Below are 26,695 nucleotides of genomic sequence, written 5' to 3' on the forward strand. Positions count from 1 at the left end.
TTATCAATGCGAGCAAATTCGTCATTGATCCTGTTGAGACAGTCCAAATTATCATGCTTAAGCTTAGCGCCAGACCCTTATGCCGAAGACGAATGAACTTGTATGCGTGCTTTCGCCACCCTGGCGCTGATAGATCGCAGAGTTTCCATAGGCTCCGCTGTAGGTATATCCGATATAAGGTGCGAATTTCCTGGTGAGTTCATAGCGAAGCCGAAGACCGCCGTCTATATCGCTAAAGCCGGAGCCCGTTTTTCGGGCTGGGTCATCTTTACTGTAGAAATTGACTTCCGCCTGAGGCTCCATCACCAACCGTTGTCGAAGACGAAACTCGTATGCCCCTTCAATTCGACCGGCAACCCGACCGTCATTGCGGATATAAAAGGTTGGTGCAAATTCAAATTCATATGGCGCAAGCCCTTCAATACCGATCGCCGCCCACGCGCGCCTTGGATCCGAATCGAGATCGGCACGAACGCCGACCTGGGCGTCGAAATACCGCATCCCCGGAATCGGCCGATCATAAAGAAACTCGTGATCGCCGTCGCTCATCGTGGTTCCGTCGAGGAAACCTTCGGACTTGACCCACACTTTGTTCATGTCGGTACCGATCCAGCCTTGCCCATCCCATCGGAACTGCGTGCCCGCGGCGGTCGAGCGGCCCTCCAACTCGTCAAAGAGAACATGAGCGAAGATCTCATTGTCCATCACCGGTGGACGCCAGTTCTGGCTTTGGGATTGGGGTTGGCTTTCCGTTACTTGGGCCATTGCGGGAGGATGGAGGTATCCATACAGCGTTAGTGCCACCAAGAGGGAACGCCTGATCAAAGATGCTATAGACGCGTTCCGTCGAAACGAACAGCCGAAGACATTATCCTGATGGTTCATTGAACCACCACAGTTCTGAACATGCCTGCTTCCATGTGGAACATGAGGTGGCAGTGGTACGCCCAATGGCCGGGAGCATCGGCTGTAACGAGATAGCTGATGCGTTCAGCCGGCTTCACGATCAAAGTGTGTTTATACGGATTGAAATCTCCGTGCCCATTTTCGAGTTCACTCCACAGGCCGTGGAGATGAATCGGATGCTCCATCATCGTGTCATTGACGAGTATGATCCGTACACGCTCACCATAAGACAAGACAATCGGATGCGCTTCTGAGAACTTTTTCCCATCAAATCCCCAGATGAAACGCTCCATGTTACCGGTCAGATGGAGTTCAATCTCCCTCGTTGGTGATCGACGATCAACGCCCTGATACCGGGCTCTTAGATCGGCATAGGTGAGGACGCGTCGCCCATTACGCTGAAGACCATCTCCCGGCTCTGCCAACTTCGGTAAAGTCACCTCTGCAAGGGTTGCGACCTCGGGACCGGTTTTGAATGGGCTGGCGAGATGTAGCGGCGAGGACATGTCCATCATGTGTGCCATGCCTATAGGTCGGGTCTCGGGACTGGGCTGGGGCAGGGGGAATTGGCTGCGGAAGGGGAAGCCTGTCTCCTCCTGCTCCATCTCCGTTCTCATCTTGTTATCGCTTTGGACTGCCATGGCGGACATTTGGGAATGATCCTCATCTTTCAAGCCAGTGTTCGTCATGTCCACTCCCGGCATGCTCATGTTGCCCATCGAACTCATGCCCTTCATCTTCATTCCCATGTCCGCCATCGTGCGCACCGGACGCGGATCCATCCCTGGTATCGAGACCGCCATGCCGGGGTGGGGTGCGAGCATGCCTCGAGCGTATCCAGTTCGATCTTCGGATTGAGCAAAGATCACATAGGCGCAGTCTTGAGGAGTAACCATGACATCATAGGTTTCGGCGGTCCCCATGCGAAATTCATCTACAACGACTGGATCGATCGCATTACCATCCGCGGCAATGACCGTCATCTGGAGCCCAGGAATGCGCACGTCAAAGAACGTCATCGCCGAGCCGTTGATGAAACGCAACTTCACCTTTTCGCCTGGAGTGAACAGACCCGTCCAGCCAGTCGCAGGCGGAGCGCCATTGCAGAGGTAGGTATAAACCGAGCCCGAGACATCGGAAATGTCCGTCGGGCTCATGTTCATCTTCGACCACATCAGGTATTGAGCAAATGCCGTCGAGAATTTCTTTGTTTGAGGATCCCCGGAAAGCTGGTTTAGCGCGGGCTGATGGTAGTTGTAGTAGCTGCTGTCCTGCTTCAGATTGCTCAGAATGGAACGTGGGTTCACATCTGTCCAATCGGAAAGAAAGATGACGTAATCCCGATCTGCAAGGTCTAGATCAGTATGTTGTGGCTCAATGACGATGGCGCCGCTAATTCCGGTCTGTTCCTGGTAGCCACTGTGGCTGTGGTACCAAAAAGTTCCATTCTGTTTCACCGGGAAGCGATAGGTAAATTTATCTCCGGGAGCGATACCTTCGAAGCTGAGCCCCGGAACACCATCCATTTCAGTAGGAATGCGCATACCGTGCCAATGAATTGAAGTGGGAGTCTTCAGACAATTGGTGACCGAAACGGTCACAGTTTCGCCTTCCCGCCACCGAAGCGTCGGCCCTGGGACGGAGCCATTCACAGCAACCGCTACGCGTGGCTTCCCAGTAAAGTTGACCGGAAGTGTGTTGATAGTGAAATCGAACTCCGTCCCCCGCAATTCAGTTGGCGGACGTGATGACGCCGCTTCAGCCTCCCATCCCGGCCACCAGCTTACGAGTCCAGCAGCGATCATCCTCTGCATGAAGCGACGGCGATTCAAATTTGGCATGCTCATCTGGAGACAGTAACTTTTTACCGGGACTGGCACAATAATGGATTCCCAATAAGGGTTTCCCCATAATGGGTTTCCGCTAGAAGGGGATTGCGTCCAATGCCTTGGGGAAAAAGTCCTAGCCTTGGCGGCCGGCAATGAAGAACCTGTTGGCTGCTAGACGACAGCGAGGATCGGGCATGGTGTTCTATTCGCGATTTGGCGAACCGTACCCACCCACTCAAGGTGCTGGTCATGCCGCCGCAGCCCGACGACAATCAGGTTAGCCTTTAGCGCGGTTGCTGCTTCGAGGATTCCGGTCACCTCATCCGCCTCAATCAAGGTGGTCTCTATCGTCACTCCGTGCGCCTTCGCAAGTTCGCTCGCTTTTACCTGGAGTGAACCGAGCCGCTGCAATTGATCCTGCCGGAACTGGTCGGGAGCTTCAGGTGCTACAACAACAGCAAGGCCGTAGTATCCAGGCATTGGTTCCGCAATCGTCGCCAGGGTGACATGCGAACCCAGTGCCTGCGCAAGTCTGACACCTTCATCGAGAGCTCGTTCGGCTTCTGTTGAACCGTCGTATGCAATGAGAATTTTTTCGTACACCGAGCCGTTCCTCTCTTTCACGTCCGATTGATAACTGCCTTCTTTGTCGATGACCATACACCTCGATTTCTCGGTCATATATAGCGTCTATCTATTATGGGAAAGCTCGTAGTGGTAAGACCGGATTGCGAAGATGAGGAACGGTAGTTAGGATTCGAATGATCCGAGGATCTGTTTAAGCTTCCTTGGCGTGGATATTACTCATATGGAAAAACCGACGGTTCGCCTCACCCTGATCGATGGCCCGACACTTCTAGTTGAATACGCTGGTCTGCGCCTCCTCACTGACCCAACCTTCGACCCGCCACAGCTATACCCCTTAGGGGGCGAGAACCTTACGAAATTCAATGCCCCTCCGGTTGCGCCTGAGTCATTGCTGCCGGTCGATGCCATCTTGCTCAGCCATGACGAACACATGGACAATCTGGATCAGGCTGGACGAGAGTTCTTGCCGAAGGCAAAACGCGTGATCACCACGAAGGGCGGAGCGAAGCGACTTGGTGGAAGCACGATTGGTCTCGCTCCCTGGGAAACGACCACAATTCCACTGCTCGATGGACGAAAGCTCACGATTACAGGGACGCCCACCCGTCACGGCCCCGTGGGAATTGAGCCGGTTACCGGTATCGTCACCGGGTTCGTGCTCTCAATCGACGGGCATCCTGACGTTTACCTCACTGGGGATACGGTCTGGTTTGAAGGCATCAACGAGGTGGCGCAACGCTTCAGCAACGTAGGTCTTGCAGTCCTCTTCGCAGGGGCCGCGCAACCGCGCGGGCCGTTCAATGTCACGATGAATACCAACGATGCCATCGAGGCGGCAACCCGGTTTAAGAATGCCAAAATCGCATCCGTTCACAACATTGGATGGAGCCATTTCAAGCAAAGTCCGGAAGATCTTCAGAAGGCCTTCAGCGTTGTGAAGATCGATCGATTTGTAATGTTGCAGCCCGCCATTCCGGTCGACGTGGAGTTATAGATACCAACGATCGAACTTAACGCATTTCGGCGCTCAAAACGGCCTTGATCTGTTTTTTTGTCGAAACCCGGGAAGGACGCTTTTCTACTCCAGCGTCTACCGGGTTCTTGCTTTTTTGCCGGGGCTGAAATCTCTGGAATATCTACAGAGTTTGGTCAGAGTTCCCGAACCGATTTCGGGTACAGTTCGATGAGGTTTCGGTAAAACTGAACACGCCACAAGAGGACCTTCTCAGGTTTCACCGACCCACAGCAGCTATCTTGAACGAAAGAAGTTTGCAGGAATGAGCAAGAAGTTTGCAATGGAGCATATGGACGTTCGAGTCAACATGCGGTCTCCTAATTGTTGTGGGAAGGGTTCATGTAGCTGCTGCGGCTGGACCCAGCGCGGGTTGTTTTGTGTATTTATCGGTTTCGACGGGAGTTCCACCGAAGCGGGGAGGCCAGGTTGGCGTAGGTAGACTCGCGGGGCAGAGAACACAACGAGACAGCAAAACTTATGGCGGAAATCCAGGGAAGACTCAAGGCTAATCTCGAAAAGGCGAAGGACTTATTGCTTGGTTTGACGACTGCGGATGGTGTTCAGCCCTCGAAACTAGATGATGTGCAGCTGATACGCGCCTTAAGTGGATCGACTCGAAGTCTTGCCCTGTACGAGCCAAGCATCTACATCCTTGCCAGTGGACGGAAAAAAGTCTTCAGAGGCGATGATCAGTTTGTTTGTCATGCCAATCAATACCTTGTATTCGCCGCATTGACATCTCTTGAGATGATGACGGAATCCAGCGATGATGGAGAACCGGTACTGGGGCTCTCAGTACGGGTGGGGTTGCCGACACTGCTGGAGCTGATGCACAAGCTCGGAATGCAAGGCGCGAAGGTGAATCAATCCGATAATATACTCCCCACGGCTCTTGATCTTGAGATGAGTGAAGCCATTCTTCGTCTCCTTGGGTGTCTTGCGTCTGAAGCCGACGCAGCGATTCTGGGGCCCGGCGTCGTTCGCGAGCTAATCTACCGTGTGTTGATCGGACCACGTGGAGGAGAACTCCGGTCGATGCTCAATCGGACGAATCAATCAGGAAAGATCTTCGCTGCGCTCGAATGGATTCACCGGAACTATCAGCGCCCCCTCACGATTCCGGAGATTGCGAACGAGGTGTGTATGAGCGTTTCTGCCTTCCACCACTCCTTCAAAGAAATAACCGGCAGCTCTCCACTTCAATACATCAAGTCGGTCAAACTACAACGGGCGCGACTCCATATCAAATATGACCGTCTAGGCGCCTGGATGGCGGCCGCCAAAGTCGGCTATGAAAGCCCGTCGCAGTTTAGCCGAGATTTCAAGCGATACTTTGGATACACTCCCACCGAAGAAGAGACCGGTGGAGAGCCGAAGGTAGAATTTGGAGCCCCGGCCGCTTCCCATAGCATTTTATTTGTGCCCGAGATCAAGCCGCTTCCTGCGATTCCGGAGCAGCCTGATTTGCAGGTCAACGACGAAGCCAGCAATAAAGATGATCCTCTTTGTGAAGAGCAGCTGGTTCGATTGATACCCGCAATAAAGTCAGATCAGGTTCGTCAGCCCTTCAGCAGATTCGGGGATGAAGGCAGTTTCGTCACCATCGGTCCCCACAAGGCCGTCGCCAAGCACTGATTCCTGTGTCGGGGCGTAACCGAAAAAGCTTTTGAAGTCGCGGCTGAATTGGGACGGGGTCGAATAACCGACCCTCGCGGCCGTTGCAGCTGCCCCCAGACCGTCATAACGAATAAAGAGCCTCGCCTTGTGTAGCCGTACAGCCCTGAGATACAGGACTGGGGAAGTGCCCGTAACCTTTTTGAAGAGTTGATGGAAGGTCGAGATGCTTACACCAAGTGCTTCGGCCGATCGTGCAGTATCGATAGGTTGGCTGTATCGTTTGTGAATTGTATCGAGGACGGTCTGCATCTTCGCTATCGCGCTACCTTGGTTGAGTGCAGAGACGAGGGTATCGCGATTAGAACTGGAGAGAACACAATATATGATCTCCCGAATAATCTCCGGCCCAAGAATCAACGCGTCTTTGGTTGAATGAAGGCTCGCAACGAGGCGAATGGCAGCTTGGCACATCCGAGAATCCATGGAAGATGGCTGGACGGATGCATGGTTGTCGGACTCGGTCGACTGCGGCGACAATCCCATCTTGCTCACCAGCTCGGCGACGACAGACATGTCGAGATGAACCGAAATGCCCAACATCGGGCCGCTCTCCTCCAATTCGGTTATCACCTCAAATGGAAGAGGTACGGTTTGCACCAGATAGTTGTGCTGGTCATAGACAAACCGGTGCTCCTTAACGAAGCCCGTCTTCCTGCCGCTCGCCACAATGTAGATGCTTGGTTCGTACAACACCTGGTGTCTGGGAAGTGCGGAGTTCGCACGCGCAATCTTCACTCCGTCCAGAACGGTTGGAGTAAGTCCCTGTTCAGTGTCCAACTGTTCCAGAAGCAGTCGTAGTCGTTGGCGATCAACTTCGAACGATGTGGCGGAATCATTTATGCCTGCATTCATAAGCTCTATCTCCCGAGGGCCCACCCAGGTCAGGTGTCAATATACGTTCATCTCCGACGAGTCGAAAGCACGTGTGACGCGTACGTAGGAGTAATTTTTCACCGGGTGAGTGGCCTATCAACCCGCGAGACTCATTCATATCAATAGATGTCCCAACATTTAACGAAAGGTCTGCAGAACGCATGATTTTTGCAGAAATTGGCAATAGATTTAGAGCATTGATCAATGTATCTCTTTAGGGCAGCAGTTACTCTAAGGTCTAGTCTTGTTCGGTCAATCAATCCCGACGTAAGCAGATGCATAGATGATTGTTTGGTTGCGAAATGGCTGCTATGATCGTCGCGGTCTCGCCGATAAGGCATCCTCATTGATCATGGCCTCGCTTTGAAAGTTAAGAACCCCTATAGGTAAGCTGCTGTCAACAAATTGCTTGATAAGGAACGATTCAATGATTCGGAATATGTGGCTGGGTAAGGTTGCGATCACCTCGGTTTGCTTGATTGGACTTTTCAGTGCTTGCGGTGTGCAAGCCCAACAGGATGTTGCTCACATTGTGACTGGCATCGTGAAGCACGTCGACCACGACGCAAAGGTCGTCGTAGTCAAGTCGGCTGACGGTACCGAGCATGCGATTAAGTACACCGACAAGACGTCGGTCAAGACTGCGAAAGGTGTCGACAAGGCTGGAGCAGACACCTGGCTGGGAGCCAAAGAAGGAGCGAATGTCACCGTTCGCTATACCTCCAAGGCCGGCGAAGATACCGCAGTCGGTGTTAAGGATGCCGCTGTGAAGACTGCTGACGCGGTTAAGTAACTCTGTCGCGTTTTTGATCAGCTCTCAGCAGTGAGATGGCAGCCAGTTGCGATCTCACTGCTGAGGGGCTTTGCCTACCCCCACCGGTCCCCGGGCCCAGGAGTCCAAATTCATCAGAAAACGCAGTGGGAGATCGACCGCTTTGGTGATACCTATTCTCTTCGTCACGAGAATCTCGTTGGGCTCAAAACCGTCGTCCTGAATCTGGATCTTCGAAGATGAAGACGTTACATCAAGCCCATGGCCATTTACTCGGGTGATGTTTAGCGCCTGACATACTTTTCCCGGTCCACCGGCTATGGTATGTGCGCCGGCATTAATCGCAACGCAGCGCATCCTGGCCATCGCCGCGACACCATCGATTGGTTCGAAGGCTCGAATGAGCACTCCGCCTGCCTGTCCATCCGGAAGGGAGGACACATTCAGGCAGTAGTGAAGGCCATAGATGAAGTACACGTAGGTGAATCCAGGCGGTCCGAAGAGAACCGAGTTGTGGGCGGATTTCCCTCGATAAGTATGCGAGGCGGGATCTCGTTTTCCAAGATAGGCTTCGGTTTCAAGGATTCTGCCGACCAGACTACGGCCCTTATAGCGACGTACCAGAAGCTTACCAACCAGGCCTTTCGCAACAACTGCAGGTTCTCCTTCGTAGAAGGTTCGAGGAAGCAGAGTGCGGCGCCGCTTCATCGTCTCAGACATTTTTCGTGGATTCATTCGATTCGTACGCTTTTGTCCAGATCGCCATTTGAAGAAGCGTCGATTTTGACCACGAGCGGTACATTTTTTCGACGTCTTCTGCCGGATGATCCTTCTTTGCCAGATACTTCTTCATCGTCTCGTTGATCACAGGAATGAAGGACAGAACGTCGCGAAAAGGGACTTCTGGAGTAGAAGAAACACGGTCAACCTGATTTTTCCTGGCAACGGTATGCCTGAGTCCTATCTCGTGCTGATAGTCGAGCCAGGTACGGTCGTAGGGCCTAAAACAGGTATCCAGAATCCATTGTTCAAAACGTTTGTTCGACTTCGCCAGGTAATCCGGGAGCAGGCCTCCATCAAGAGCGCGCGAATGCTTTGCCAGGTGCGGAATGTGCGCGATGATGTCGGATCTCCAGCGACGCACGATCTCCTCAGTTTGATCTCTCAGGACTTCGCCTGCCATCTGCAGATGGTGGACATCCTCTTCCGTGAAGCCAGCGCCACTCTTGAGTTGTTCCAGCTCTTCGTCAGAAAGAGGGGAACGAGCAACTTCTCGGTCGCCGTAATTGTAGCCAGGAATGTCGTTGCTCATAAATTGACCTCAGTTCTTAATGATTGAATGACTTTGATAATCGACATCCGAGTCAGTCCCGCCCGATGCGCTCGTCGTAGTGTGCGCCTGAGCATCCCACTCAATTAGTGGTGATGTTGATGCTTGTGGTCCCCGGGCTCATGGTGGGAATCGCTCATCATACGCAACATCTCAGGGCCTCCGGTGCGAAGGAAGCGGATGGTGAGCACTGCTGCAAAGAGGAGAAACACGATGTTGAGCACGGTCGTGTAGTTCCAGTGGATCGACTCCTGCATAATCAGAGCTTTCCGTTCATGAGGAACGAGATGGAGAACGCTGAATATGGCTTCCACGGCCAGAGCAGCGGCGGCCATCGAGACGTAAAAGCAACCAGCAGGAACGCACTGATCCCGGCTCCGTAGTATTTGCGATAGATATCCAATATCGGAAAGACAATCAAATCAGCGAAGAGAAAAGACACGACCCCGCCAAAGCTGATTCCACCGTTCCAGAGCACGGCGGCCAAAGGAACGTTGCCAACCGAACAAACAAATGAAACGATGGCCACGATTGGGCCAATGAGAGGCCCCCAGAGTTTTGCGAGTAGCGGATGATCCTGGAGAAAGAACGCTTGCCAGAATGAGTTCGGTACCCACGCGCTAAGGGCTCCTGCAATCAACAAGCCGACACCGATGTCGATCCAAAGTGAAGCCCAGTCCATCACGAAGAAATGGCTGATTGCGGTTCGGCCTTTTGCTGAGGTCATGCGCTGCCAGACTGAGCCTTCATGGATCGACATATCCATCGAAGCGTGTCCTTCCATTCGGCCCTGAAGTCCTTTTTCGGCCTGGTTCCGAGCCGCTTCGACGATCCTGGGTGTCAGGAACACCTTGAAGAGCAAAACCATGATTGCAATCATCAATGGGCCGCCCACGAACTCGGCCAGCGTGAACTGCCAGCCCATGAGGACGCCAAGCAATATGCCAAGTTCAAGAACCAAGTTCGTAGACGCGAACTGAAACGCCATGGCCGCGGTGAAGTTCGCGCCCTTGCGAAACATAGACCTTGCCAGCGCCACGGCGGCATAAGAACACGATGATGAGGCCGCTCCGAGTCCGCAAGCCAGAATGATCGTCTTAGGGGAATCGTCCGGTAACAGCCGGCTCATCTCCTCTTCCGAAACCACTGCCTGGATGACGGCTGAAAACCAGAAGCCCAAAATCAGAGCCCATAGAATCTCCCAGGCCATCGTGAAAGCCATCGAAAGGGCGTGCGCGATTGCAACCAGCATCTGAAACGTCTCCTCAAACATTTACGAACTTAACACCCGGAACTCCCGCTGCCCTTCAAGATTTGAAGAGCTTGAGGTACTCCCCGTAACCTTCGCTCTCCAGTTCGTCGACTGGGATAAACCGCAAAGAGGCGGAGTTAATGCAATAGCGAAGTCCACCGTGCTCGGCGGGACCGTCATCAAATACGTGGCCCAGATGACTGTCACCGTTTGATGACCTGACCTCAGTCCGCGCCATGCCATGACTGTGGTCGACATTGTGTTCAATATGGTCCGGTTCGACTGGTTTAGTGAAGCTAGGCCAGCCACAGCCACTGTCAAACTTGTCGAGGGAAGAAAACAACGGTTCACCTGAGACGACGTCGACGTAAAGCCCCAGTTCATGGTGCTCATCAAATTCATTCGCAAAAGGAGCTTCGGTAGCATTTTGTTGGGTTACGGCATACTGCTCCGGTGTGAGACGGGCAATCGCGTCCGTGTCTTTTCTGTATTCCACCATAGGGACTATTTCTCCTGAATTCCAATCAAGCTGATACCGTTATGGAGCGGAAACCAAAGTTCATGAGCCTTATTGAACTTGGTCATCAGCTCTTACACTTTCAAACTGAAGTTCAGCTTCCAGGCTAACTTTGTCTCTGCCAATGGTTGCTACCGCCACAGTCTCGCCCGCAAGCATGTAATCGATCTGGCAATCTCTTTCCTCTATAGATCCTGTGATCCTGCTTTGGTCAAAGAACTCAGGATAACCGACATAGTTGATAGCAACGTCGTAGTGCTGACTCCAGAAGAAGGGAACTGCTTCGAATGGTTCTTGTTTGCCCAGGATATTTCTTGCAACGGTTTGACCCTGTCGCTGTGCGATCACGAAGTGCTCTACACGAATCGATTTTCCCGAGTGTGGATCCGGCCAGCGTGCAATATCACCGGCCGCGTAGATGTTCGGGTCGCTGGTCATGAGATAGCGATTAACCACAACTCCCCGATCTATTGTGAGGCCAGCCTGCTCGGCTAGCTCCAGTCTTGGGTGCACCCCGATGCCGGCAACGATCAGGTAAACTCCATGAATCTGCGAGCCATCATCGAGCGTAACCGCATGGTCGGTCACACTTGCCAACCGCCGCCCGAGATGAAACACAACTCCATGAGATTCGTGAAGCTCTCGAACAAACCGACCCACCTCATCGCCAAGCACTTTGCCTAGGGGTGTTGAACCCGGCGCCACCACATGCACTTCAATTCCACGGGCACGAAGAGACGCGGCGGTCTCCAGCCCAATGAAACCTGCGCCGACGATAACGACGCGTTTGGCGGACCCGACCGCCACGGCGAGATGTCGCGCATCATCGAAGGAACGCAGATAGTAAATGCTTGCGGCATCTAACCCTTCCACTTCTAAAGGAACGGGTTGTGCCCCAGTCGCCAGCAACAGGGCGCCGTACTTATAGGTCTTCCCGCTCTCAAGCGCCACTTGCTTCTGGACTCTGTCGATCGAGGAGACGCGCGTGTTCAAGAGAAGGTCGATGTTATGGGTATCGTAGTAGTCAGGGACTCGCAGGGGCATCCACTCAGGCGGAGCATTGCCGGCGAGGAAATCCTTGGAAATGTTCGGGCGATCATAGGGGGCGTCCCCATCGGCGCTCAGTATGGTGATCCGACCTCTGTAGCGCTCCCGACGCAACATCTCTGCCGCGCATAGTCCGGCTGCTCCGCCGCCAACAATCACGACTGACTCGGGAGTTTGCGACGATGCCTGCGACGCCAACTCAGCTTTTAGGATCTCGCGCACGAAGACGAGATCTCCGACTTGTTCCGTCCGCCAGCATTGAAGCGGGTCCAGCGCCGGAGCGGCCAGCGCTTCACCTGTCTTAAGGCTGAAGCAGGCATGGTGTAACGGACACCGGATCGTATTGCCGACAACGATCCCATCCTTCAAGGGACCGTGATAGTGAGAACAAAGGGCGTCGACCGCAAGGATCTCTTTGCCGCGACGCACCACGACGACGTCCTGATCTTTGACCTTGCCTGCAACGATCTCTCCCTCGGGGAGGTCTACAAGTGGGACACCGTTTCCAAAATCACGATCAGATTGTTCAGTCATAGTTGTCTGCCAGTGTTACACGCGTCACGAGCTACGCAGGTCGACCGGGAACGTCAGCCTGAACCGTCGAGGGCCTATAAGTTAGGAAACCCTACGACACACGGACCAGTCTAGGCAACATACTCCAAAAAGCTTGTGCATTTCTGCAAAAAATGCAGGTCCCCGTTTTACTCCCTCACTTAGCCTTGGAATCTTCCGATTAGAAACGGCGCGGGAAGTGTTCGGTAGATAAAGCGCTCAATTCCTGCTTTGATAACGTACTGCTAATCTGGCCGGTTGCCTGGTGGATTTCTGCAAATCTTGTGTTCTTTCCTGCAAATGTTATTGCGTCCGTGGCAGGGCATCCCGCCTCTCAATAGACTTGTTTTCGACTGAGTCGAATTGAAACGGAATACGGCAGAGATTCTGGAGTTGGTGTCATATTGCCGAGCCGTTTTGGTGTCGATACGGTCCTCAGGAGCGAGCCCATGTTGGTTACCGGCGGCAGTACCAAACTTCATGGGCAAACTGCACTGGCGCCTCCTCGCGCCCGCACTCCCGGCGGGCGCGTAGGAGCAAAATTTAGTTGGCTTCGCGCAGTACATCCGCGAAGTCAGAGACGCAAACTTCGTCGTAGCGGGGATTAGCTGCGACGACACCAATGGAGAGTTACTCGACTATGACCACTCACACTTCCACTCTGCAGCATAAGGCCGCTGGGACAACTGACCTTTCTACCGATGCTACTCGTGACATCGGGACTGCCCTTGAGGCGCTTCTTGCCGATGTCTTTGTGTTGTACCTGAAAACCAAGAATTTCCATTGGCACATGAGCGGCCGCCATTTTCGTGATTACCACCTTTTGCTCGATGAACAGGGCGATCAGATCTTTGCGATGACTGATGAGATCGCTGAACGCGCGCGTAAGGTAGGCGGAACGACGATCCGCTCGATCGGCCATATCGCTCGAGTACGACGGATTGCTGATAATGACGCCGAGTATGTTGCACCGCAGGATATGCTCGCGGAGCTCAAAGAGGACAACCGTCAGTTGCTCTCGGAGATGCGCCAGATGCACAACACCTGCGAGGAATATCGCGATGTAGCGACCGCGAGTCTGCTCGAGAACTGGATCGATCAAACCGAGCGCCGAATCTGGTTTCTTTATGAGGCCGGTCGGCAGTCCTCGAAATAGGCTGCAGCCTGGTGAGCGACCACCTTAATTTCTAAGGTGGTCGCAATTCTACTGAAGTGGACGAGACATCATGTCCTTGATCGGTGGAGAACGGTGTAGAAGCTCCCTACAAGGCATGACGGGGGACATCCTCCTGAGAATCTCCAGAGAAAACACAGGACTTCGGACAACCCCCGCTATAGCCTCTTCAAGGGAAAGTCTGGCACATCGGCGATATCTTCGTCTGCCTGTGGTCCAGGCTGACTCATTAATCCCGCGTCAACGACGAAGTTTCAAATCTCTGGAAGACTAGATCGAGGAAGTGTCCGCACCTATGGAATCAATTGAAACAACGGATGTTCCTGAAATAAATAGAAACGAAATCAAAGAAGTATCGCGTCGGAAAGTTCTAATTGGTGGCGCCGCTGTAATGGCCGGAATCAGTCTTCCCCCGGTAGCCTCGGCTCTGTCAGCCTTCCAATCAAATTCCACAACCTCAAAGGAGAGAGACATGCCCTTCGTAAAGACCAAAGATGGTGTTGAGATTTTCTACAAGGACTGGGGAACCGGTCAACCAATCGTATTCCATCACGGCTGGCCCCTTTCTGCCGATGACTGGGATACGCAAATGCTGTTCTTCCTGCAACATGGCTACCGAGTCATTGCTCACGACCGCCGAGGCCATGGGCGTTCGTCCCAAAGTTCAACCGGCCACGACATGGATACCTATGCTGCTGATGTCGCAGTTCTCACCAATGCACTTGATCTGAAGGATGCTGTTCATATCGGCCACTCCACTGGTGGTGGCGAGGTTGCACGTTATGTCGCTCGCCATGGCAAGGGCCGTGTCGCGAAAGCTGTACTTGTGAGTGCCGTGCCCCCGATCATGGTGAAGAACGCGAACAATCCAGGTGGCCTTCCTATCGAGGTATTTGACGGTCTCCGTAAAGAACTTGCCGCCAGCCGCACCCAGTTCTATCGTGAGTTGCCGATCCCGTTCTATGGATTCAATCGTCCCGATGTCAAGGTGATCGACGGTGTCGTGGATAACTGGTGGCGTCAGGGCATGATGGGCGGTGCGAACGCTCACTATGAGTGCATCAAGGCCTTCTCGGAGACCGACTTCAATGAGGATTTAAAGGCGATTGATGTGCCCACGCTGGTCTTGCATGGTGAGGATGACCAGATCGTTCCTTATAAGGACGCAGGTGTCCTCTCAGCGAAGCTCATCAAAAACGCGAAACTCAAAACCTACCCTGGGTATCCGCACGGTATGCTTACTGTTCATGCGGATGTTCTCAATCCCGACTTGCTTGAGTTTGTACGCAGTTAGCATATACAGGCGGCGCGACTTCCATGGTAGTCGCGCCGCTTTGGTAACTACGCGCCTTTTCCATGTCGATCAAGTGGTGAGTCAAGGGTCGACGGAAGCGAAGGCCAGGATTATCTGGAAACTGGAGAGTGGCAAATGAGTGAGACGCGCACCGCGGAACAGAATGCAGGTGTTGAGGACTACGATCTGGTAGTCCTTGGTAGCGGAGAAGGCGGCAAATATCTTGCCTGGGCCCTCGCCAAAGAAGGCAAAAAGGTAGCCGTCGTCGAGCGGAAGTACGTCGGTGGATCGTGTCCAAACATCGCCTGCCTGCCGAGCAAGAACATCATTCACAGTGCCAAAGTTGCTTCATTTGCCAAGCGTGCCAGCGAGTTCGGCGTGCATATCGACAAATACACCATCGACGGCGAGGCGGTCCGTGACCGGAAACGGATGATGGTCAGTGCTCTTGTCGATGTGCAGTACAAGAACTATTCGACCAGCGGTGCTGAACTGATCATGGGCACCGGACGCTTTGTAGCGCCAAAGACTATCGAGGTAACCCTAAATGATGGCGGGACTCGGACTCTCCTGGGTAAAGACGTGGTGATCGGAACGGGAACACATGCCTCGCTAGGGGATACCCCCGGTTTGGCAGGCGTTCAACCATGGACCCACATCGAGGCTCTCGACGCCGGGGTCATTCCCGAAAAGATGATCGTTTTTGCGGGTGGATACGTGGGTCTCGAACTGGCGCAGGCCTTTCTCAGACTCGGGAGCAAAGTCACTGTCATCGAGAGATCTGCACGCCTATTGCCGCGGGAAGACGAGGACGTCTCTCATGCCGTTGAAACTCTGTTCAGGGAAGAGGGCGCTGAACTCCTTCTGGGCTGCGACGTGACAGAGGCCTCCGGCCGCAATGGTGACAGTGTGGCTCTAGTCGTACGCCATGAAGGTCAGAGCAAGACGATCGTGGCAACACACCTGCTGGTGGCGCTCGGGAGGACCCCGAACACTGAGGGGCTCAACCTCGATGTGACGGGCGTTAAGTTGACGCCGCATGGTTATATCCAGGTGAACGAGAAACTACAAACTACCGCCGCAGGCATCTGGGCGGTCGGCGAAATCGCGGGCAGTCCGCAGTTTACTCACATCTCCTACGATGACCACAGGGTGATTCACGCCAATCTCGCTGGTCAGTCCCGCACTACCACTGGGCGACAGGTTCCTTATTCGCTGTTTACCGACCCAGAGGTCGCCCGCGTCGGACTCAATGAACAGGAAGCCAGAGCACAAGGCATCAGCTATCGTCTCTTCAGACTACCGATGGCGGCTGACCTGCGCGCGCGCACTCTTTCCGAGATGCGCGGTTTTATGAAGGCGCTAATTGGGGAGGACGATCAGATCATCGGATTCACGGTGTTTGGGGTATCGGGCGGCGAGATCATGGGCACCATCCAGATGGCGATGCTGGGGAAACTTCCATACACAGCTGTGCGAGACGCCGTCATTACGCACCCGACCCTGTTGGAAGGGCTTGTGTTCCTGTTCTCAAGCAAGCCCACCCAGGTCAATAACCAGTCTTCAATCAGATAAGTGAACCGGCCTTTCTCAAGCCGGTTCTCTGCAAACCGCAACGGTGAGGTGCCAAGATGAGTGATCCAGCGGCTGCAAGTGCGCTTCGGCAATCCATTCAAGAAGATGAGGAAGCTCTCGCGCGTCTAAAAGCGGAGGAGGATAAGATTCTTGGCGATATTGAAAGAGACAGATTCCCTTCTGCTAACGCGCGAGCGAAATTGCGGACTGAGATGCAAGTTCTTGAAGAACGCCTCCGCAAGACGCGTATGAGATTGGCAACTCGATAAGTGGGGCGATTCTCACCGCCGTACTCGACATGAACAGACAAGTCGCAAAACGGGATGGACGGCACGAGTGACCGACCAGCCCGATATTGAAGAGTTGAGCGAGCAGAACTCCATTGAATACAGGCTAAGACTATTCAGGAGAATCTGCAAAATGCGAATAGTGAGAAGCTATCGAGTGTTGCGCTAGAACGGTCGACTTCCACTTAGCCGAACGACGGGCTAGTGGGATTCGCGAATCCTTCCGCGTCTGAAGAGTTCGTTTACGGTTCTGACAAAATGAGCGGCGCTCGGCGGTGTGGAGACCCTGCCGCTCAAAATCACTCTATACGGGATATCCTTGCCGTAGAAAGAGTTGGTATCCGCGGTGTTTTGATGGACGACGTCGCCATTCAGATCGATCCCCGCAAAGAGCCCCTTGCTGCGCGAGTAGGTGAGAAACTCAGCATTGGCAAGTTCGGTAGTCGCGGCCTGGGAGTTGCGACCCACTGGCCCGGCAGCTACAGCGGCGTCGCCGCCCAGCTTGACTTTGTCTTTTAGCAGAGCGTCAAGACTGTGATGAGAGACTCCCACGAGAACCAGATCCGTGGACTGGCCACCGATTTGAAAGCCGAAACTCGCACCTTCCATCTGGATGAAAACCGGAGCACTCCAGCCATGAGCCGTCCGGCAGGTGGCAACCCCTTGTCCATATTCGGCACCCACGATGAAGGCCCCTTTCTTAAAACTTGGGATAACGGCGACGCATTGCGCTTTAGCGGCAATATCAAGTGGAATTCCCTTATCCGGCGTATCCATCAACGCATGAAGGACTTCATGTGCCGAGTTAATGCGGTGATTGAGTTTTCCCATACTGTCTTCCTGTGCGGAGGCAGCCATAGACATGGTCAAGCAGAGAGCGCCGGCGATCAAATATTTATTCATCAGTGGGTGTCCGTCCTTTTGGGTTGGTTCAAATACTTTGATGTTGAATCGGACCACAGTGGCCACGTTGGGCGAAGCTTTGCAAATCACATTTCTTCTAAGCGAGCTTCGGGGCAGTGGTTGATGGCCGAGGATCAAGCATTTACAACCAAGACAGGACACGATCCCAATTGCATCACTCGATAGGTTGTTGAGCCGAACACCGCGACATCCAAGGTCCCACGACCACGTATCCCCATAGATACCATGTCGGGTCTCTCTTCCAACGCGTACTGGATGAGTTCCTGGTACGGTTTTCCGACACGTACGATAGTTTTTATCTTGCGCGTCGTGTGCGTTGGCTCCGCTGGAATGAGACGGTTGAGCTGCTCCGCTGCCCTCGCCGTCGCGTCCTCGAGGTTGCCGTGCAACAGCAGGCCATGCTCGACCACGTGCAACAGTGTGAGTTCGGCATCATATTCATCGGCAGCCGAGACGGCATAGTCCAAAGCTGCTGCTGAGTTGTCGGAGAAATCAGCGCAGAAGAGAATGCGACTCAGCCGACGCACTGAATGCGATTCATCGCCCGCTGCCATGGAGTCCTGGGGAGGCACCACCATCACGGGGCATCGAGCAGTTCGCATGACCCGATCTGTTGTGGAGCCGAGCACAAGGCGATCAAAGCCCCGTTGGCCATGGGTACCCATAACAATCACATCGGCTTTTCGCGCTCTGGCAAACGATAGAATTTGATCCGGAGCCGTTCCTCTTTCAACGACCAGCTCCGGCTGGCTCTCATCGTGGGTGTGACTCTTCACGAACTCCCCCAGCCGCTGCCGGCCATTGGCGCTGAGCTCCTCGTAAAAGGCATTCAGATCGGCAGCAGAGGCGGCCCAAGAAGCCGATGGATGTCGCCATTCTTCTACGATATGGAGCACAACCAACTTTGCTTGATAATGTTCTGCCAAAGAAAGTGCATGGCGGTAAGCTCGGATTGAGATATCCGAAAAATCTATAGGGCAGACGACAAGTTCAATTTTGAGCATGATTCCTCTCCGCGATCCCTCGCGGACACAGCTTGTAACTAAATGAAATGACCAATCCTAAGATAGTAGAGAATCGCTCGAATAGACACTCTTCATTGGACGGTGACCGAAGGATTAACGGAGCCCGCACGAACCACCGATGCATTCCACGAATCGGAGCATCAATTCTGCAAATTTCTTGCCTGTTTCTGCATAACTCGGAGGGGTTGAGGGCAGGGAATTGACTCTCGCCTCCTCATATACTGTTCCAGCCGTCCAGCGGCTTATACAAGACCTGGTCACGGAGCAGATGAGTCAGGTGTTGATCGATCCACTGCCCACCTATAGATAGGGTCGATACGATTATGGCTATCAGGATCAGCGCACACAGCGAATTCACCACAATCTCTAAGCGTGATGGCCTCTTCGTTTCAACGATGGCTCCGCACGATGGACAGCACTCACTCGAGGGAGTCGACTCCTTTATCAGGTAACGACAACTCGCTGCCAGCCTTGAGGTAATAGCGATCATCTTCTCCGTCCTCATCCTCTTCTTCCTCCTGACCATGATTCTCGTGACGCGCCTCAAAAGAAGCGCGTTCCTTCTTGTCTCTCCTCACATCGAGAAGCTGGCTGCCCATCGTGTGTTTGGGCGAATAGCAATACTGCAAGTAGGCCTCAAACAATGAAAGGTTCGCCGCTCCACGCGCGAGAAGCTTCGGCAAATGATGTTTGTAGAGCTGGCTCAGTGCTTCCGGAGTAATCACGTAGAAATGCCTTCTCCCGCGATCTTCCACAGACACCTGCAGCCAGCCTTGATCGATCCAGTAACGAATTTCCGACTTACGGATGCGCAACGCAGCCGACAAACTCTCGAGAGAGAAGCGGTCACATCGAATCTCACGAAGGCTGAGATCATGTCGCTTCAACATACTTCGTATAGCCTCGGGGGTGCGGCGGAGCTTTTCGGCTACCTGCTCGATCGGCTTTCTGACCAGTTCCTCACGCGCCTCCTCTATCTCTTCCTCCTTCCATCGGCGATGATCAGTGCTCCTCTTAAGGCCATGCTGGATGATGAAGCGCCAGCACTGATCTTTTGTTTTGCCGGTACGGCGCTGAAGGCGGACGACCAGTTCTTCGAGCTTATTGCCAGACAACACCCGGGCTTGGGCAGCCATTGCGTATGCATCCGGCCCCCACTCCCCATCTACTGACAGCGCGTTTGATTGATTCGCCATTTCAGTTCAGCGGAAACAAGCACGAGCCGATATTCCCCTTCACATATAGAGCCGTCGAAAATAGAAAAACCGAACATGTCAATCTGGAAAATTTGGCATTTGTGTGAATATGTGAGACCTCGGCATATGGGCCTGCATCCAATCAGCGTCTGCATGCTTTGGGAATACCAGCGTCAAAGGCTTTGGGCTAAGACATGCTCTCAACGTCCCCTTCAGATCTGATTTGGGTCATTGGCTTTTCCCCGCACAGCCGATGGATTGCTCCTGTCGTGCGAGCAGCTATTCGAGGCGCATGGCCGGAAGCGCAGGAGATCGCCAACACACAGCTTGGTGACGAAGCGCTTGCCCCGGAGCTGATGGAAGTCGCAATACAACAGACCGCTGAATATCTCGCTTGCTCTTCGCCAATAGGCGTTGAACAGACGCAGGAAATTCTGTCGCGCTATTATCGCAACGCGGTCAGGAGAAAAAAGCGGGCTACGCAGAGACTCCTTTTCAGAGGATCGACGCGAGAGATCGAGTTCCTACTTCCATCGGCCCGATCATTCGAAAGCGCCGTTGAAGCTGACATTGATCTCGGTAAAATACTCGACGAAACACCTCCAGACCTACGCCACGCAATGCTCATGCGCCTGGGAGCACGTAGTTCATGGAAGGATGTGGCATCCGCAACGGGTAAGTCGATGGATGCGATCCGCATGGGTTGCCGACGTGAGGTAGAACGCATTCGTAAGAGGTTCGGGGTTCAGGGTCCTGGTCCGAAGGTTTAACTTCGGGGACCGCGACTTCACAAGAAAGGAATCCGTGAGTAATTTTCCCAAATTCATGGAGGACGACGAGAACGACACACTCGCATTCGAGCGGTGGGAAGCATACGTCATCGAGCACTATCCCAATCCCGAGCGTACCGGTTGCCCGAGCCGCGAAACGCTCAAACGGTTCGTTGATTCCCCGGCACAGGTAGGACTTGAGGATCTGAATGATACGCACATCACACGCTGTCGGGAGTGTGTGATGGATTTACGCGAACTGCGCCGGTTACGCGACACGAGCACACCCAATGTCATAACCGAGCCATAGTTCGGCTGGCGTTCGCAAGCCAGGCTTGCCGGCGTGCATCCTTCTGATGGCCGGCGCTATTCTCTGGCGCCAGAGGACCGCGATTCGAGGACGAGCTGTTCAACCCCGGAGGTTGCAAAGATTTCGATCGACCTCGGCGGAGATGGAGTTCCCCGTGGCAGTGACTCCGCCGCTCCAGCGGCGATCTATCACCTCCACAAGGAAAAGAGTATTTTTCCGATTCGGCACGAACTGGCCAAAGCAGTGGCGACAGGAGCTGACACTATTCTCGAGGTCCGTCTCGATTTGCATGAGCTAACTTCCGGTCGCTCCTACCTGGGCACAGCCCATGACGGCGAGCCTACCTACTTCTATGCAGTCTCCTTGAATTAGAGAGTGGGCGGGCGGAGGCTCTGCTCCTGGCTTGTGGCTTAAAGGGCTAACGGATACTCAGGCACAGATCGAGATATTGTCTTCGATCATCTGTGCTGCATGGTCGAGCTGTCGTGCGAGAATCCGTGCATAGCTTCGAGACAAAGTCCGGTCAGTGCCGCTTGCCGTCAGCCATTCGCGGCGGCAGCAAAGGTTCGAAGCGATGGCAATAAGGGGCAGCAGCCTAAAAGCTTGATTCATCTGATCTCTTGGAATCGTGTCCGCCCAGTTGCTGCGATAGATCTCAGTGAGTCGTGGCAACAACGTTTTCGTCGCTTCCGTCTGATTGAGCTGCAATCGAAGTTGTTCGAATGTCACGAGGGGGTTGCCGACACCGGCCTGAGCCCAATCTGCAAACAAACAGTCCTTCCCGGACAGGAGGATGTTCTCAAGGCTGAAATCGCAATGCAACAGAGTAGCAGGAATATCCAGCTCTTCTATCCTTGCAATTACATGCGCAGTCAGTCGGCTGATCTGACGAATCCGTGAAATTTTTATCCTGAATCCGGTCTGGGCATGCTGGCTGCGTCCCGCCTCTTCCAGATAGGGAGTCAATTCAGGCAGCTGCACACGCAGGTTTGCCATACGATGATCGTCAAAGCCATTCGCGAGTAAAGTGCCGACGTGCTCAATACTTGCTTTCTGCAGCTGCGCCAGCCGTTCAACAACATTCGCCAGACAGGCCGGGTTCAGGACAACGGTCGATAGTGCGGCTCCACCATCTGACATGAGCCATGCATTCCATTCTGAGTGAAATGCGATCAGTTCGGGAAGATATGGAGAGAAAAGAGAAGCCAGAATCTTCGTAACATGTGCTTCATTCTGGTCAGCCGGGCTAACCGCCTTGAACCAAAACGCGCAGCCTTCGTCATCCACAAACCGTGCCAAGGAGGATGTAGCGGAGGCATTGAACTGCTCAACTGTCCAATGACGATGGGAGCCGCGACGCTCGGTCGCCGCGTCGACCCACGCGATGACATCGTCTATCCAGCCCAGACGCGAGAACGGTCCACGTCCAGTCTCACCCAAACGAATGAGACCGGTCACCGCGGCCTGTTCTATCTGATTCAGATCTGAGATGGGAACACTGCCGAACGCGGCCCAGACGTAAGGCGCTGGCAACAGACCTGTCTGTCGCAGAGACTCCAGCAAGACGATACTGTTGTCACCGGGACGTTCTCCGAGGAAGTCGAGAACAACCACTTCCAGGCCGATCCGTTTTCGTAACATGCTTCGGATCTGGTAGGCAGGTCTTGTCCAGCGGGGCACGCTTATTTCCGGCAAGCGTAAAGCTTCTGCCGGCCCTTCCAAGAGAATTCGGCCAGTGTCGCGGCATACGACGATCAGGCGATATGCGTCGGATTGGGGGTCCCGTAGTGGCATTGTCGGACGGCTCAAAGCGAACATTAGGATGGTTACGAACCGCAGGATCCAATTGGTCAGTGCTACGAACTCACCGAAAGTGTGTCATCGAAACATCCACAACACAATTCGTAGAAGGCGACTTTTTGCAGTATCAATTACTAGAAAGAGCCAACTAACGTATATGTCGCGTTGATGGCCATCCGTGCCGATCCGCGCTCGACACCCTTAGACAGAGACCCCACGTGGGATGGGTTGGCTGGATTCGTAGAAGGCGACAAAATGGCATGGTGGATTCAGCACAAAAATAGTGTTAAGTTGCTGTCTGATTTGTGCCGAACAGATTCTGCCATGGACACGCCTGCTTCGTTGTCACGAGCTTCAATTGTCTGGTATTGTTCACGCATGTTTGAAGGTAAACAGCCGAGACTTTCAATCGCTGCTTCCGGGAAAATCCCATCGTCAGAGAGCAGTCTTGATATGCGGGATTGTGACACTTTTTGAATTACGTTTGATTGCTATATCTCGTCTAGCTGTCAACAATCTTCCCAGTTCGTGCGAGAGTTTCGCGTTTCCTTTCATCGTCAGCGATTCCTGGAAGGAAAATCGACTTCAATTTCGTTCCAATGAAATATAGCCGTTGAAATTTGTGTCGTCGTCGGTTGGTATCCATTATTCGAGGCATGACCTTGAAACGTTGAAGAAAGCCGACGCACTACAACCAGGGACTACCAGATGAGCGCTAACCCTCGGATTGACTCGGTGAAACACTCCGCAAAAGCGGTGCTATCCAAATGGCTGGCGTCCTTTCTTCTCGCAGTGATCGCTGTCGGAAGCATGGTTGCAATATTCCTAGTTCACTCTCAACCTATGGCCACAGCGCTGCTTGTACTCGCGGCACTTGGATCTTGCCTTGCATCGATACGATTTTCATGCGAAGTTGTCGATACAGTGAGTAGCGGAGTCACTCCTGTGGAAGCATTTATCCCGGGGAGTGACACTCCGTTCCCCAATCAGCACCGTTCGCGATGGGATGCGAGTACAACGTTTGCGTGCAGCAGAGAGAAGATGGATGCTTTCCTGGAGCAGGAGACGCGTCGATCCATCTTGAAATGGGTCCCGGTTGGCATCGTCTACTTTGGGCTCGATCGGGTCGTGCGGTTCTGCAACCCCGCATTTTGCAAGATGTATGGATTTGAAGAGAACGAACTTCTTGGCCATACTCTGTTACTGCCGGAGTGCAGACGTGAAGAATGGAGAAGACTTGAAGATGAACTGCGGCAGGGCAAGCAGTTTTGCAATGTGCGAACGGTACGGAAGCGCAAGGACGGAACTCTATTTCCTGCTTACATCTCGGGGGTACCGCTGTTTGACGACCGGAATGAACTCGCCGGGCTGCTCGGAGTGATTGTGGAGTTGGAGAACATGCCGATAGGCATGATCGAATACGAACATATCATGACGCTGGCCGAGAGCAGTTCCGACTTCCTTTTGTTACTCGATACGGATCTGCGAATCATCTATGCCAACCCTGGATTTTCCGTGGCAACAGGTCTTGATGACGTGTCCCTTCAAGGGACGAAGGTCCTCGATTATTTCTCAACAGAAGAGAGCGGGATCATTCTGGCAAACTTCAATGAGGCGCTCTCCTCAGAACGAACCATTTATGTGCTGAAAGCGCACATCCGTAATGACGACAATGCGGTGGACATCCCTGTGCGGCTAGAGTTCTATCCGGTCTACGGGGCCGATGCCAAAGTTCCCAATGGCATTGCCTGTATCGCTCATGATCTTCAAAAGGAGATGGAATTGCGCGAACAGCTTCGTCTAAGCGAGGCGGAGAGCCAGATGATCTTTGAAAGCGCTCCCATCGGGATAGCGAAGATCAACATTCGAGGTTTTCCGATCGCCAGCAACAAAAGATTCCAGGAGATCCTTGGTTATAGCGCAGATGAGATCACCGGCCGTCCATTCTCAACGTTTGTTTATCCAGACGATCTTAAGGAGGGCCGCGCTCTGTTTCTTGAGATTGTGGCCGGCGGGATCGAACATTACGAGATTCTCAAACGACTGGTCCGGAAAGATGGAAAGGTGATCCATGCAACTATGACCGTTTCCCTTGTGAGGGCGCTGTCTGGAAGGCCAAGTCATACCATCAGCATGGTGACACCACTCCCCGAAGGCAAAGTTTGTTCCCGGACCGAAGACCTCCCCCATGCGACTGCATGATTCGTGAGTTGTCTCCTTACGTGGACATTGCCTGGAACTGCATTTTGCTTGCTCGATCCTGCGATTCTGAAGCCTCCGGCGAGATTTCGTCAGACTGCTCAAAGAGCTCGCGGTAGAGGGCGCAATCCCGATACAGTTCCTCGTGTGTTCCTTCCGCGATGATCCGCCCCGCGTCAAGAAGGACGAGCCGGTCGACCCAGGTCAGGGAGCGCAGGCGATGGGAGATGATCACGACGGTTTGTTCCTGTCTTCCTTCAGCGATGGACCGAAGTATGGCTTTCTCGGTCGGAACATCGAGCGCGGAGGTGGCCTCGTCAAGGATGAGGATTGCAGACTCCCTGAGTAGAGCCCGCGCCAGCGCCAATCGTTGACGCTCCCCGCCCGAGAGCCCTGCCGCGTCGGGACCGAGCTTGGTGGAGAGGCCATCCGGCAGGCGCTGAACCACATCTCTGAGCTGCGCGGATTCGATGGCCGCCTCAAGTCGGCTATCGGAGGCCAAAGGCGAGGCGTAGAGCATATTGTCCCGTATCGTCCCGGAGAACAAGGTGGGCTGTTGTGGCACGTAGCAGATCGCACTTCGCAATGTTACGAGCCTGTAGTCTTGGAGTGCGATCTTTTCGAGCGTGATGGTTCCCCTCATCGGATTTGCTACGCGGGCGAGCAGCCGCGCAAGCGTGGATTTACCAGAGCCACTTCGCCCAACGATGGCCAATCGTTCCCCGGGCCGAATGGATAGGGAAATATCGTGAAGCGTCTGCTTGCCATCGGAATGCGAGAAGCATATGGAGTCGCATACCAGGCCGCGGCGCATGGGAGATGGAAGAGAATCGACTAACCCATGGTCCTGTACGGTCGCTGTTGTCTCGAGGATCTCACGAACACGGCGCGTGCTGGCCAACATTCTCTGCGAACGGGCGTACAGTTCCATGACAGTCGAAACGGGCTCAAATATCCGGGTGACATAGGAATAAAACGCGACCAGGCTTCCTATGCTCAACACCCCTCTCAGGTATTCGTGCGTCCCGACTCCGAGCAGGCACATGATCGCCAGGGCCATCACACTAGTGACTGCAACGCTGAAGCCGATTTCCGTGCGGCGTTGTGCCCATTGCGCCGCCGCAGTCTGATAGCGGGTATCGATGACGTGGGTAGCGCTCCGTTCCTCCGCACCGGGAAGCTGAATCTGCGGAATCGCACCGAGATGTTCGGCAAGTCGAGCTGAGCTTCGACCAACCTCAGCCTGTGCTCGATCTGCTCTGGCCAAGATTACGCTCCGAAATCCGACGCGCACCCAAAGGAAAAGGGGCAAAAACGGCAGGACTGTGAGTGTCATCCGCCAGTTGAGGGTGAACATGATGGCGAGATTCAACGCGAAAAACAGGACTGATCGCAGGATTGTATTCAGCGCGTCTGCAGCGAATTGCGCAACCTGCTCGGCATCCTGCTCGATGCGGCTGAGCTTCTCACCGACGAGAACGCGTTCATGCCAATCGGATGAAAGTGTACTCATGTGTCGTACAAGGTCACCACGTAACTCCAGGCCTATGTACTGGCCTATGCGAAAACTGGCCAATGATGAGACACCACCGACAACAGACCGAGCCAGGAAACATAGGGCTATCAAGCCGACCATCAATAGCGAGGAAGTATTCTTATGGCTTGGCAAAGTCACATCAAGCCAATGCCGCATCAATAACGGATCCACGGTGGCCACAATACCACCAACAATCGCCGCGATGACGCTAACAATCACAGAGCCTGTATGCGGCTTCGCTCGCCC

General features: G+C 53.7%; 25 protein-coding genes. 10 read left to right on the top strand and 15 right to left on the bottom strand.

Annotation, left to right across the window (positions count from 1 at the left end; genetic code table 11):
• Positions 1-63: 63 nt before the first annotated feature.
• The 3 genes from GSQ82_RS09745 to GSQ82_RS09755 all read right to left on the bottom strand — a co-directional run bounded on the left by GSQ82_RS09745 (position 64) and on the right by GSQ82_RS09755 (position 3,395).
• The gene (locus GSQ82_RS09745) at positions 64-705 is read right to left on the bottom strand and encodes a copper resistance protein B (protein WP_254061544.1); all 642 of its coding nucleotides are present in this window, start codon (positions 703-705) and stop codon (positions 64-66) included.
• A 176-nt stretch (positions 706-881) separates the two neighbouring features.
• Positions 882-2,753, bottom strand: coding sequence for a copper resistance system multicopper oxidase (locus GSQ82_RS09750; RefSeq protein ID WP_158792224.1), 1,872 nt, complete (start codon positions 2,751-2,753; stop codon positions 882-884).
• 153 nt (positions 2,754-2,906) lie between these two features.
• Entirely contained in the window at positions 2,907-3,395 is a 489-nt protein-coding gene (locus GSQ82_RS09755; protein WP_158792060.1) for a universal stress protein, read from the bottom strand.
• 148 nt (positions 3,396-3,543) lie between these two features.
• Here GSQ82_RS09755 and GSQ82_RS09760 point away from each other — a divergent pair, with 148 nt between their 5' ends.
• Positions 3,544-4,317: an MBL fold metallo-hydrolase gene (locus GSQ82_RS09760; protein WP_158792061.1), complete on the top strand. Its 774-nt coding sequence runs from the start codon at positions 3,544-3,546 to the stop codon at positions 4,315-4,317.
• 498 nt (positions 4,318-4,815) lie between these two features.
• Entirely contained in the window at positions 4,816-5,973 is a 1,158-nt protein-coding gene (locus GSQ82_RS09765; protein WP_158792062.1) for an AraC family transcriptional regulator, read from the top strand.
• Here GSQ82_RS09765 and GSQ82_RS09770 read toward each other — a convergent pair.
• Positions 5,884-6,867: an AraC family transcriptional regulator N-terminal domain-containing protein gene (locus tag GSQ82_RS09770; protein WP_158792063.1), complete on the bottom strand. Its 984-nt coding sequence runs from the start codon at positions 6,865-6,867 to the stop codon at positions 5,884-5,886. The two genes, GSQ82_RS09765 and GSQ82_RS09770, sit on opposite strands and share 90 nt — an antisense overlap.
• A gap of 448 nt (positions 6,868-7,315) precedes the next feature.
• On the opposite strand from GSQ82_RS09770, the gene GSQ82_RS09775 reads away from it, so the two are divergent.
• Positions 7,316-7,681: a hypothetical protein gene (locus GSQ82_RS09775; RefSeq protein ID WP_158792064.1), complete on the top strand. Its 366-nt coding sequence runs from the start codon at positions 7,316-7,318 to the stop codon at positions 7,679-7,681.
• Positions 7,682-7,735: 54 nt separating this feature from the next.
• Here GSQ82_RS09775 and GSQ82_RS09780 read toward each other — a convergent pair whose 3' ends face one another.
• From GSQ82_RS09780 to GSQ82_RS09800, 6 genes are all read right to left on the bottom strand, one after another.
• Positions 7,736-8,380 (bottom strand): DNA-3-methyladenine glycosylase, encoded by a 645-nt coding sequence (locus GSQ82_RS09780; protein WP_254061545.1) that lies wholly within the window; start codon positions 8,378-8,380, stop codon positions 7,736-7,738.
• Positions 8,373-8,972 carry a protoglobin domain-containing protein gene (locus GSQ82_RS09785; protein WP_158792065.1) on the bottom strand — a complete coding sequence of 200 codons (600 nt, stop codon included), beginning with the start codon at positions 8,970-8,972 and terminating at the stop codon, positions 8,373-8,375. The genes GSQ82_RS09780 and GSQ82_RS09785 overlap by 8 nt, the downstream gene beginning before the upstream one ends.
• 104 nt (positions 8,973-9,076) lie before the next feature.
• Complete coding sequence (locus tag GSQ82_RS25080) at positions 9,077-9,247, bottom strand: hypothetical protein (RefSeq protein ID WP_254061546.1); 171 nt, start codon at positions 9,245-9,247, stop codon at positions 9,077-9,079.
• A gap of 2 nt (positions 9,248-9,249) precedes the next feature.
• Positions 9,250-10,242: a permease gene (locus GSQ82_RS09790; RefSeq protein WP_254061547.1), complete on the bottom strand. Its 993-nt coding sequence runs from the start codon at positions 10,240-10,242 to the stop codon at positions 9,250-9,252.
• A 55-nt stretch (positions 10,243-10,297) separates the two neighbouring features.
• The gene (msrB, locus tag GSQ82_RS09795) at positions 10,298-10,741 is read right to left on the bottom strand and encodes a peptide-methionine (R)-S-oxide reductase MsrB (protein WP_158792066.1); all 444 of its coding nucleotides are present in this window, start codon (positions 10,739-10,741) and stop codon (positions 10,298-10,300) included.
• Positions 10,742-10,810: 69 nt separating this feature from the next.
• Positions 10,811-12,340 (bottom strand): FAD-dependent oxidoreductase, encoded by a 1,530-nt coding sequence (locus GSQ82_RS09800; RefSeq protein ID WP_158792067.1) that lies wholly within the window; start codon positions 12,338-12,340, stop codon positions 10,811-10,813.
• A gap of 658 nt (positions 12,341-12,998) precedes the next feature.
• Between GSQ82_RS09800 and GSQ82_RS09805 the strand changes: the two genes are divergently transcribed.
• The 3 genes from GSQ82_RS09805 to GSQ82_RS09815 all read left to right on the top strand — a co-directional run bounded on the left by GSQ82_RS09805 (position 12,999) and on the right by GSQ82_RS09815 (position 16,401).
• Complete coding sequence (locus GSQ82_RS09805) at positions 12,999-13,514, top strand: Dps family protein (protein ID WP_158792068.1); 516 nt, start codon at positions 12,999-13,001, stop codon at positions 13,512-13,514.
• Positions 13,515-14,004: 490 nt separating this feature from the next.
• Complete coding sequence (locus tag GSQ82_RS09810) at positions 14,005-14,826, top strand: alpha/beta fold hydrolase (protein ID WP_216847064.1); 822 nt, start codon at positions 14,005-14,007, stop codon at positions 14,824-14,826.
• A gap of 135 nt (positions 14,827-14,961) precedes the next feature.
• Entirely contained in the window at positions 14,962-16,401 is a 1,440-nt protein-coding gene (locus tag GSQ82_RS09815; protein WP_158792070.1) for an NAD(P)/FAD-dependent oxidoreductase, read from the top strand.
• A gap of 488 nt (positions 16,402-16,889) precedes the next feature.
• On the opposite strand, the gene GSQ82_RS09820 is transcribed toward GSQ82_RS09815, so the two are convergent.
• From GSQ82_RS09820 to GSQ82_RS09830, 3 genes are all read right to left on the bottom strand, one after another.
• On the bottom strand, positions 16,890-17,591 hold the full coding sequence (locus tag GSQ82_RS09820) for a lipid-binding SYLF domain-containing protein (protein ID WP_158792071.1): 702 nt from the start codon (positions 17,589-17,591) through the stop codon (positions 16,890-16,892).
• Positions 17,592-17,725: 134 nt separating this feature from the next.
• Positions 17,726-18,616, bottom strand: a complete 891-nt coding sequence (locus tag GSQ82_RS09825) for a universal stress protein (protein WP_158792072.1) — start codon at positions 18,614-18,616, stop codon at positions 17,726-17,728.
• A 440-nt stretch (positions 18,617-19,056) separates the two neighbouring features.
• The gene (locus GSQ82_RS09830) at positions 19,057-19,464 is read right to left on the bottom strand and encodes a hypothetical protein (protein WP_158792073.1); all 408 of its coding nucleotides are present in this window, start codon (positions 19,462-19,464) and stop codon (positions 19,057-19,059) included.
• Between the two features lie 48 nt (positions 19,465-19,512).
• Here GSQ82_RS09830 and GSQ82_RS09835 point away from each other — a divergent pair, with 48 nt between their 5' ends.
• From GSQ82_RS09835 to GSQ82_RS09845, 3 genes are all read left to right on the top strand, one after another.
• Positions 19,513-19,809: a hypothetical protein gene (locus tag GSQ82_RS09835; protein WP_158792074.1), complete on the top strand. Its 297-nt coding sequence runs from the start codon at positions 19,513-19,515 to the stop codon at positions 19,807-19,809.
• Positions 19,810-20,102: 293 nt separating this feature from the next.
• Positions 20,103-20,603, top strand: coding sequence for a hypothetical protein (locus GSQ82_RS09840; protein ID WP_158792075.1), 501 nt, complete (start codon positions 20,103-20,105; stop codon positions 20,601-20,603).
• Between the two features lie 34 nt (positions 20,604-20,637).
• Positions 20,638-20,913 carry a hypothetical protein gene (locus tag GSQ82_RS09845; RefSeq protein WP_158792076.1) on the top strand — a complete coding sequence of 92 codons (276 nt, stop codon included), beginning with the start codon at positions 20,638-20,640 and terminating at the stop codon, positions 20,911-20,913.
• A gap of 429 nt (positions 20,914-21,342) precedes the next feature.
• Here GSQ82_RS09845 and GSQ82_RS09850 read toward each other — a convergent pair whose 3' ends face one another.
• Complete coding sequence (locus tag GSQ82_RS09850) at positions 21,343-22,554, bottom strand: phosphotransferase (RefSeq protein WP_158792077.1); 1,212 nt, start codon at positions 22,552-22,554, stop codon at positions 21,343-21,345.
• A 1,200-nt stretch (positions 22,555-23,754) separates the two neighbouring features.
• Here GSQ82_RS09850 and GSQ82_RS09855 point away from each other — a divergent pair.
• Entirely contained in the window at positions 23,755-24,915 is a 1,161-nt protein-coding gene (locus GSQ82_RS09855) for a PAS domain S-box protein (protein ID WP_158792078.1), read from the top strand.
• Between the two features lie 16 nt (positions 24,916-24,931).
• On the opposite strand, the gene GSQ82_RS09860 is transcribed toward GSQ82_RS09855, so the two are convergent.
• Positions 24,932-26,668, bottom strand: coding sequence for an ABC transporter ATP-binding protein (locus GSQ82_RS09860; RefSeq protein WP_158792079.1), 1,737 nt, complete (start codon positions 26,666-26,668; stop codon positions 24,932-24,934).
• Positions 26,669-26,695 lie beyond the last annotated feature (27 nt).

It is taken from the genome of Granulicella sp. L60, assembly GCF_009765825.1.
Classification (GTDB): Bacteria; Acidobacteriota; Terriglobia; order Terriglobales; family Acidobacteriaceae; genus Edaphobacter.

Coding starts and splice junctions, on each gene's coding strand:
- GSQ82_RS09745 (WP_254061544.1), bottom strand. CDS start 705: ATGGACAATGAGATCTTCGCTCATGTTCTCTTTGACGAGTTGGAGGGC.
- GSQ82_RS09750 (WP_158792224.1), bottom strand. CDS start 2,753: ATGAGCATGCCAAATTTGAATCGCCGTCGCTTCATGCAGAGGATGATC.
- GSQ82_RS09755 (WP_158792060.1), bottom strand. CDS start 3,395: ATGGTCATCGACAAAGAAGGCAGTTATCAATCGGACGTGAAAGAGAGG.
- GSQ82_RS09760 (WP_158792061.1), top strand. CDS start 3,544: ATGGAAAAACCGACGGTTCGCCTCACCCTGATCGATGGCCCGACACTT.
- GSQ82_RS09765 (WP_158792062.1), top strand. CDS start 4,816: ATGGCGGAAATCCAGGGAAGACTCAAGGCTAATCTCGAAAAGGCGAAG.
- GSQ82_RS09770 (WP_158792063.1), bottom strand. CDS start 6,867: ATGAATGCAGGCATAAATGATTCCGCCACATCGTTCGAAGTTGATCGC.
- GSQ82_RS09775 (WP_158792064.1), top strand. CDS start 7,316: ATGATTCGGAATATGTGGCTGGGTAAGGTTGCGATCACCTCGGTTTGC.
- GSQ82_RS09780 (WP_254061545.1), bottom strand. CDS start 8,380: ATGTCTGAGACGATGAAGCGGCGCCGCACTCTGCTTCCTCGAACCTTC.
- GSQ82_RS09785 (WP_158792065.1), bottom strand. CDS start 8,972: ATGAGCAACGACATTCCTGGCTACAATTACGGCGACCGAGAAGTTGCT.
- GSQ82_RS25080 (WP_254061546.1), bottom strand. CDS start 9,247: ATGCAGGAGTCGATCCACTGGAACTACACGACCGTGCTCAACATCGTG.
- GSQ82_RS09790 (WP_254061547.1), bottom strand. CDS start 10,242: ATGCTGGTTGCAATCGCGCACGCCCTTTCGATGGCTTTCACGATGGCC.
- msrB (WP_158792066.1), bottom strand. CDS start 10,741: ATGGTGGAATACAGAAAAGACACGGACGCGATTGCCCGTCTCACACCG.
- GSQ82_RS09800 (WP_158792067.1), bottom strand. CDS start 12,340: ATGACTGAACAATCTGATCGTGATTTTGGAAACGGTGTCCCACTTGTA.
- GSQ82_RS09805 (WP_158792068.1), top strand. CDS start 12,999: ATGACCACTCACACTTCCACTCTGCAGCATAAGGCCGCTGGGACAACT.
- GSQ82_RS09810 (WP_216847064.1), top strand. CDS start 14,005: ATGCCCTTCGTAAAGACCAAAGATGGTGTTGAGATTTTCTACAAGGAC.
- GSQ82_RS09815 (WP_158792070.1), top strand. CDS start 14,962: ATGAGTGAGACGCGCACCGCGGAACAGAATGCAGGTGTTGAGGACTAC.
- GSQ82_RS09820 (WP_158792071.1), bottom strand. CDS start 17,591: ATGAATAAATATTTGATCGCCGGCGCTCTCTGCTTGACCATGTCTATG.
- GSQ82_RS09825 (WP_158792072.1), bottom strand. CDS start 18,616: ATGCTCAAAATTGAACTTGTCGTCTGCCCTATAGATTTTTCGGATATC.
- GSQ82_RS09835 (WP_158792074.1), top strand. CDS start 19,513: ATGTCGCTTCAACATACTTCGTATAGCCTCGGGGGTGCGGCGGAGCTT.
- GSQ82_RS09850 (WP_158792077.1), bottom strand. CDS start 22,554: ATGTTACGAAAACGGATCGGCCTGGAAGTGGTTGTTCTCGACTTCCTC.
- GSQ82_RS09855 (WP_158792078.1), top strand. CDS start 23,755: ATGGATGCTTTCCTGGAGCAGGAGACGCGTCGATCCATCTTGAAATGG.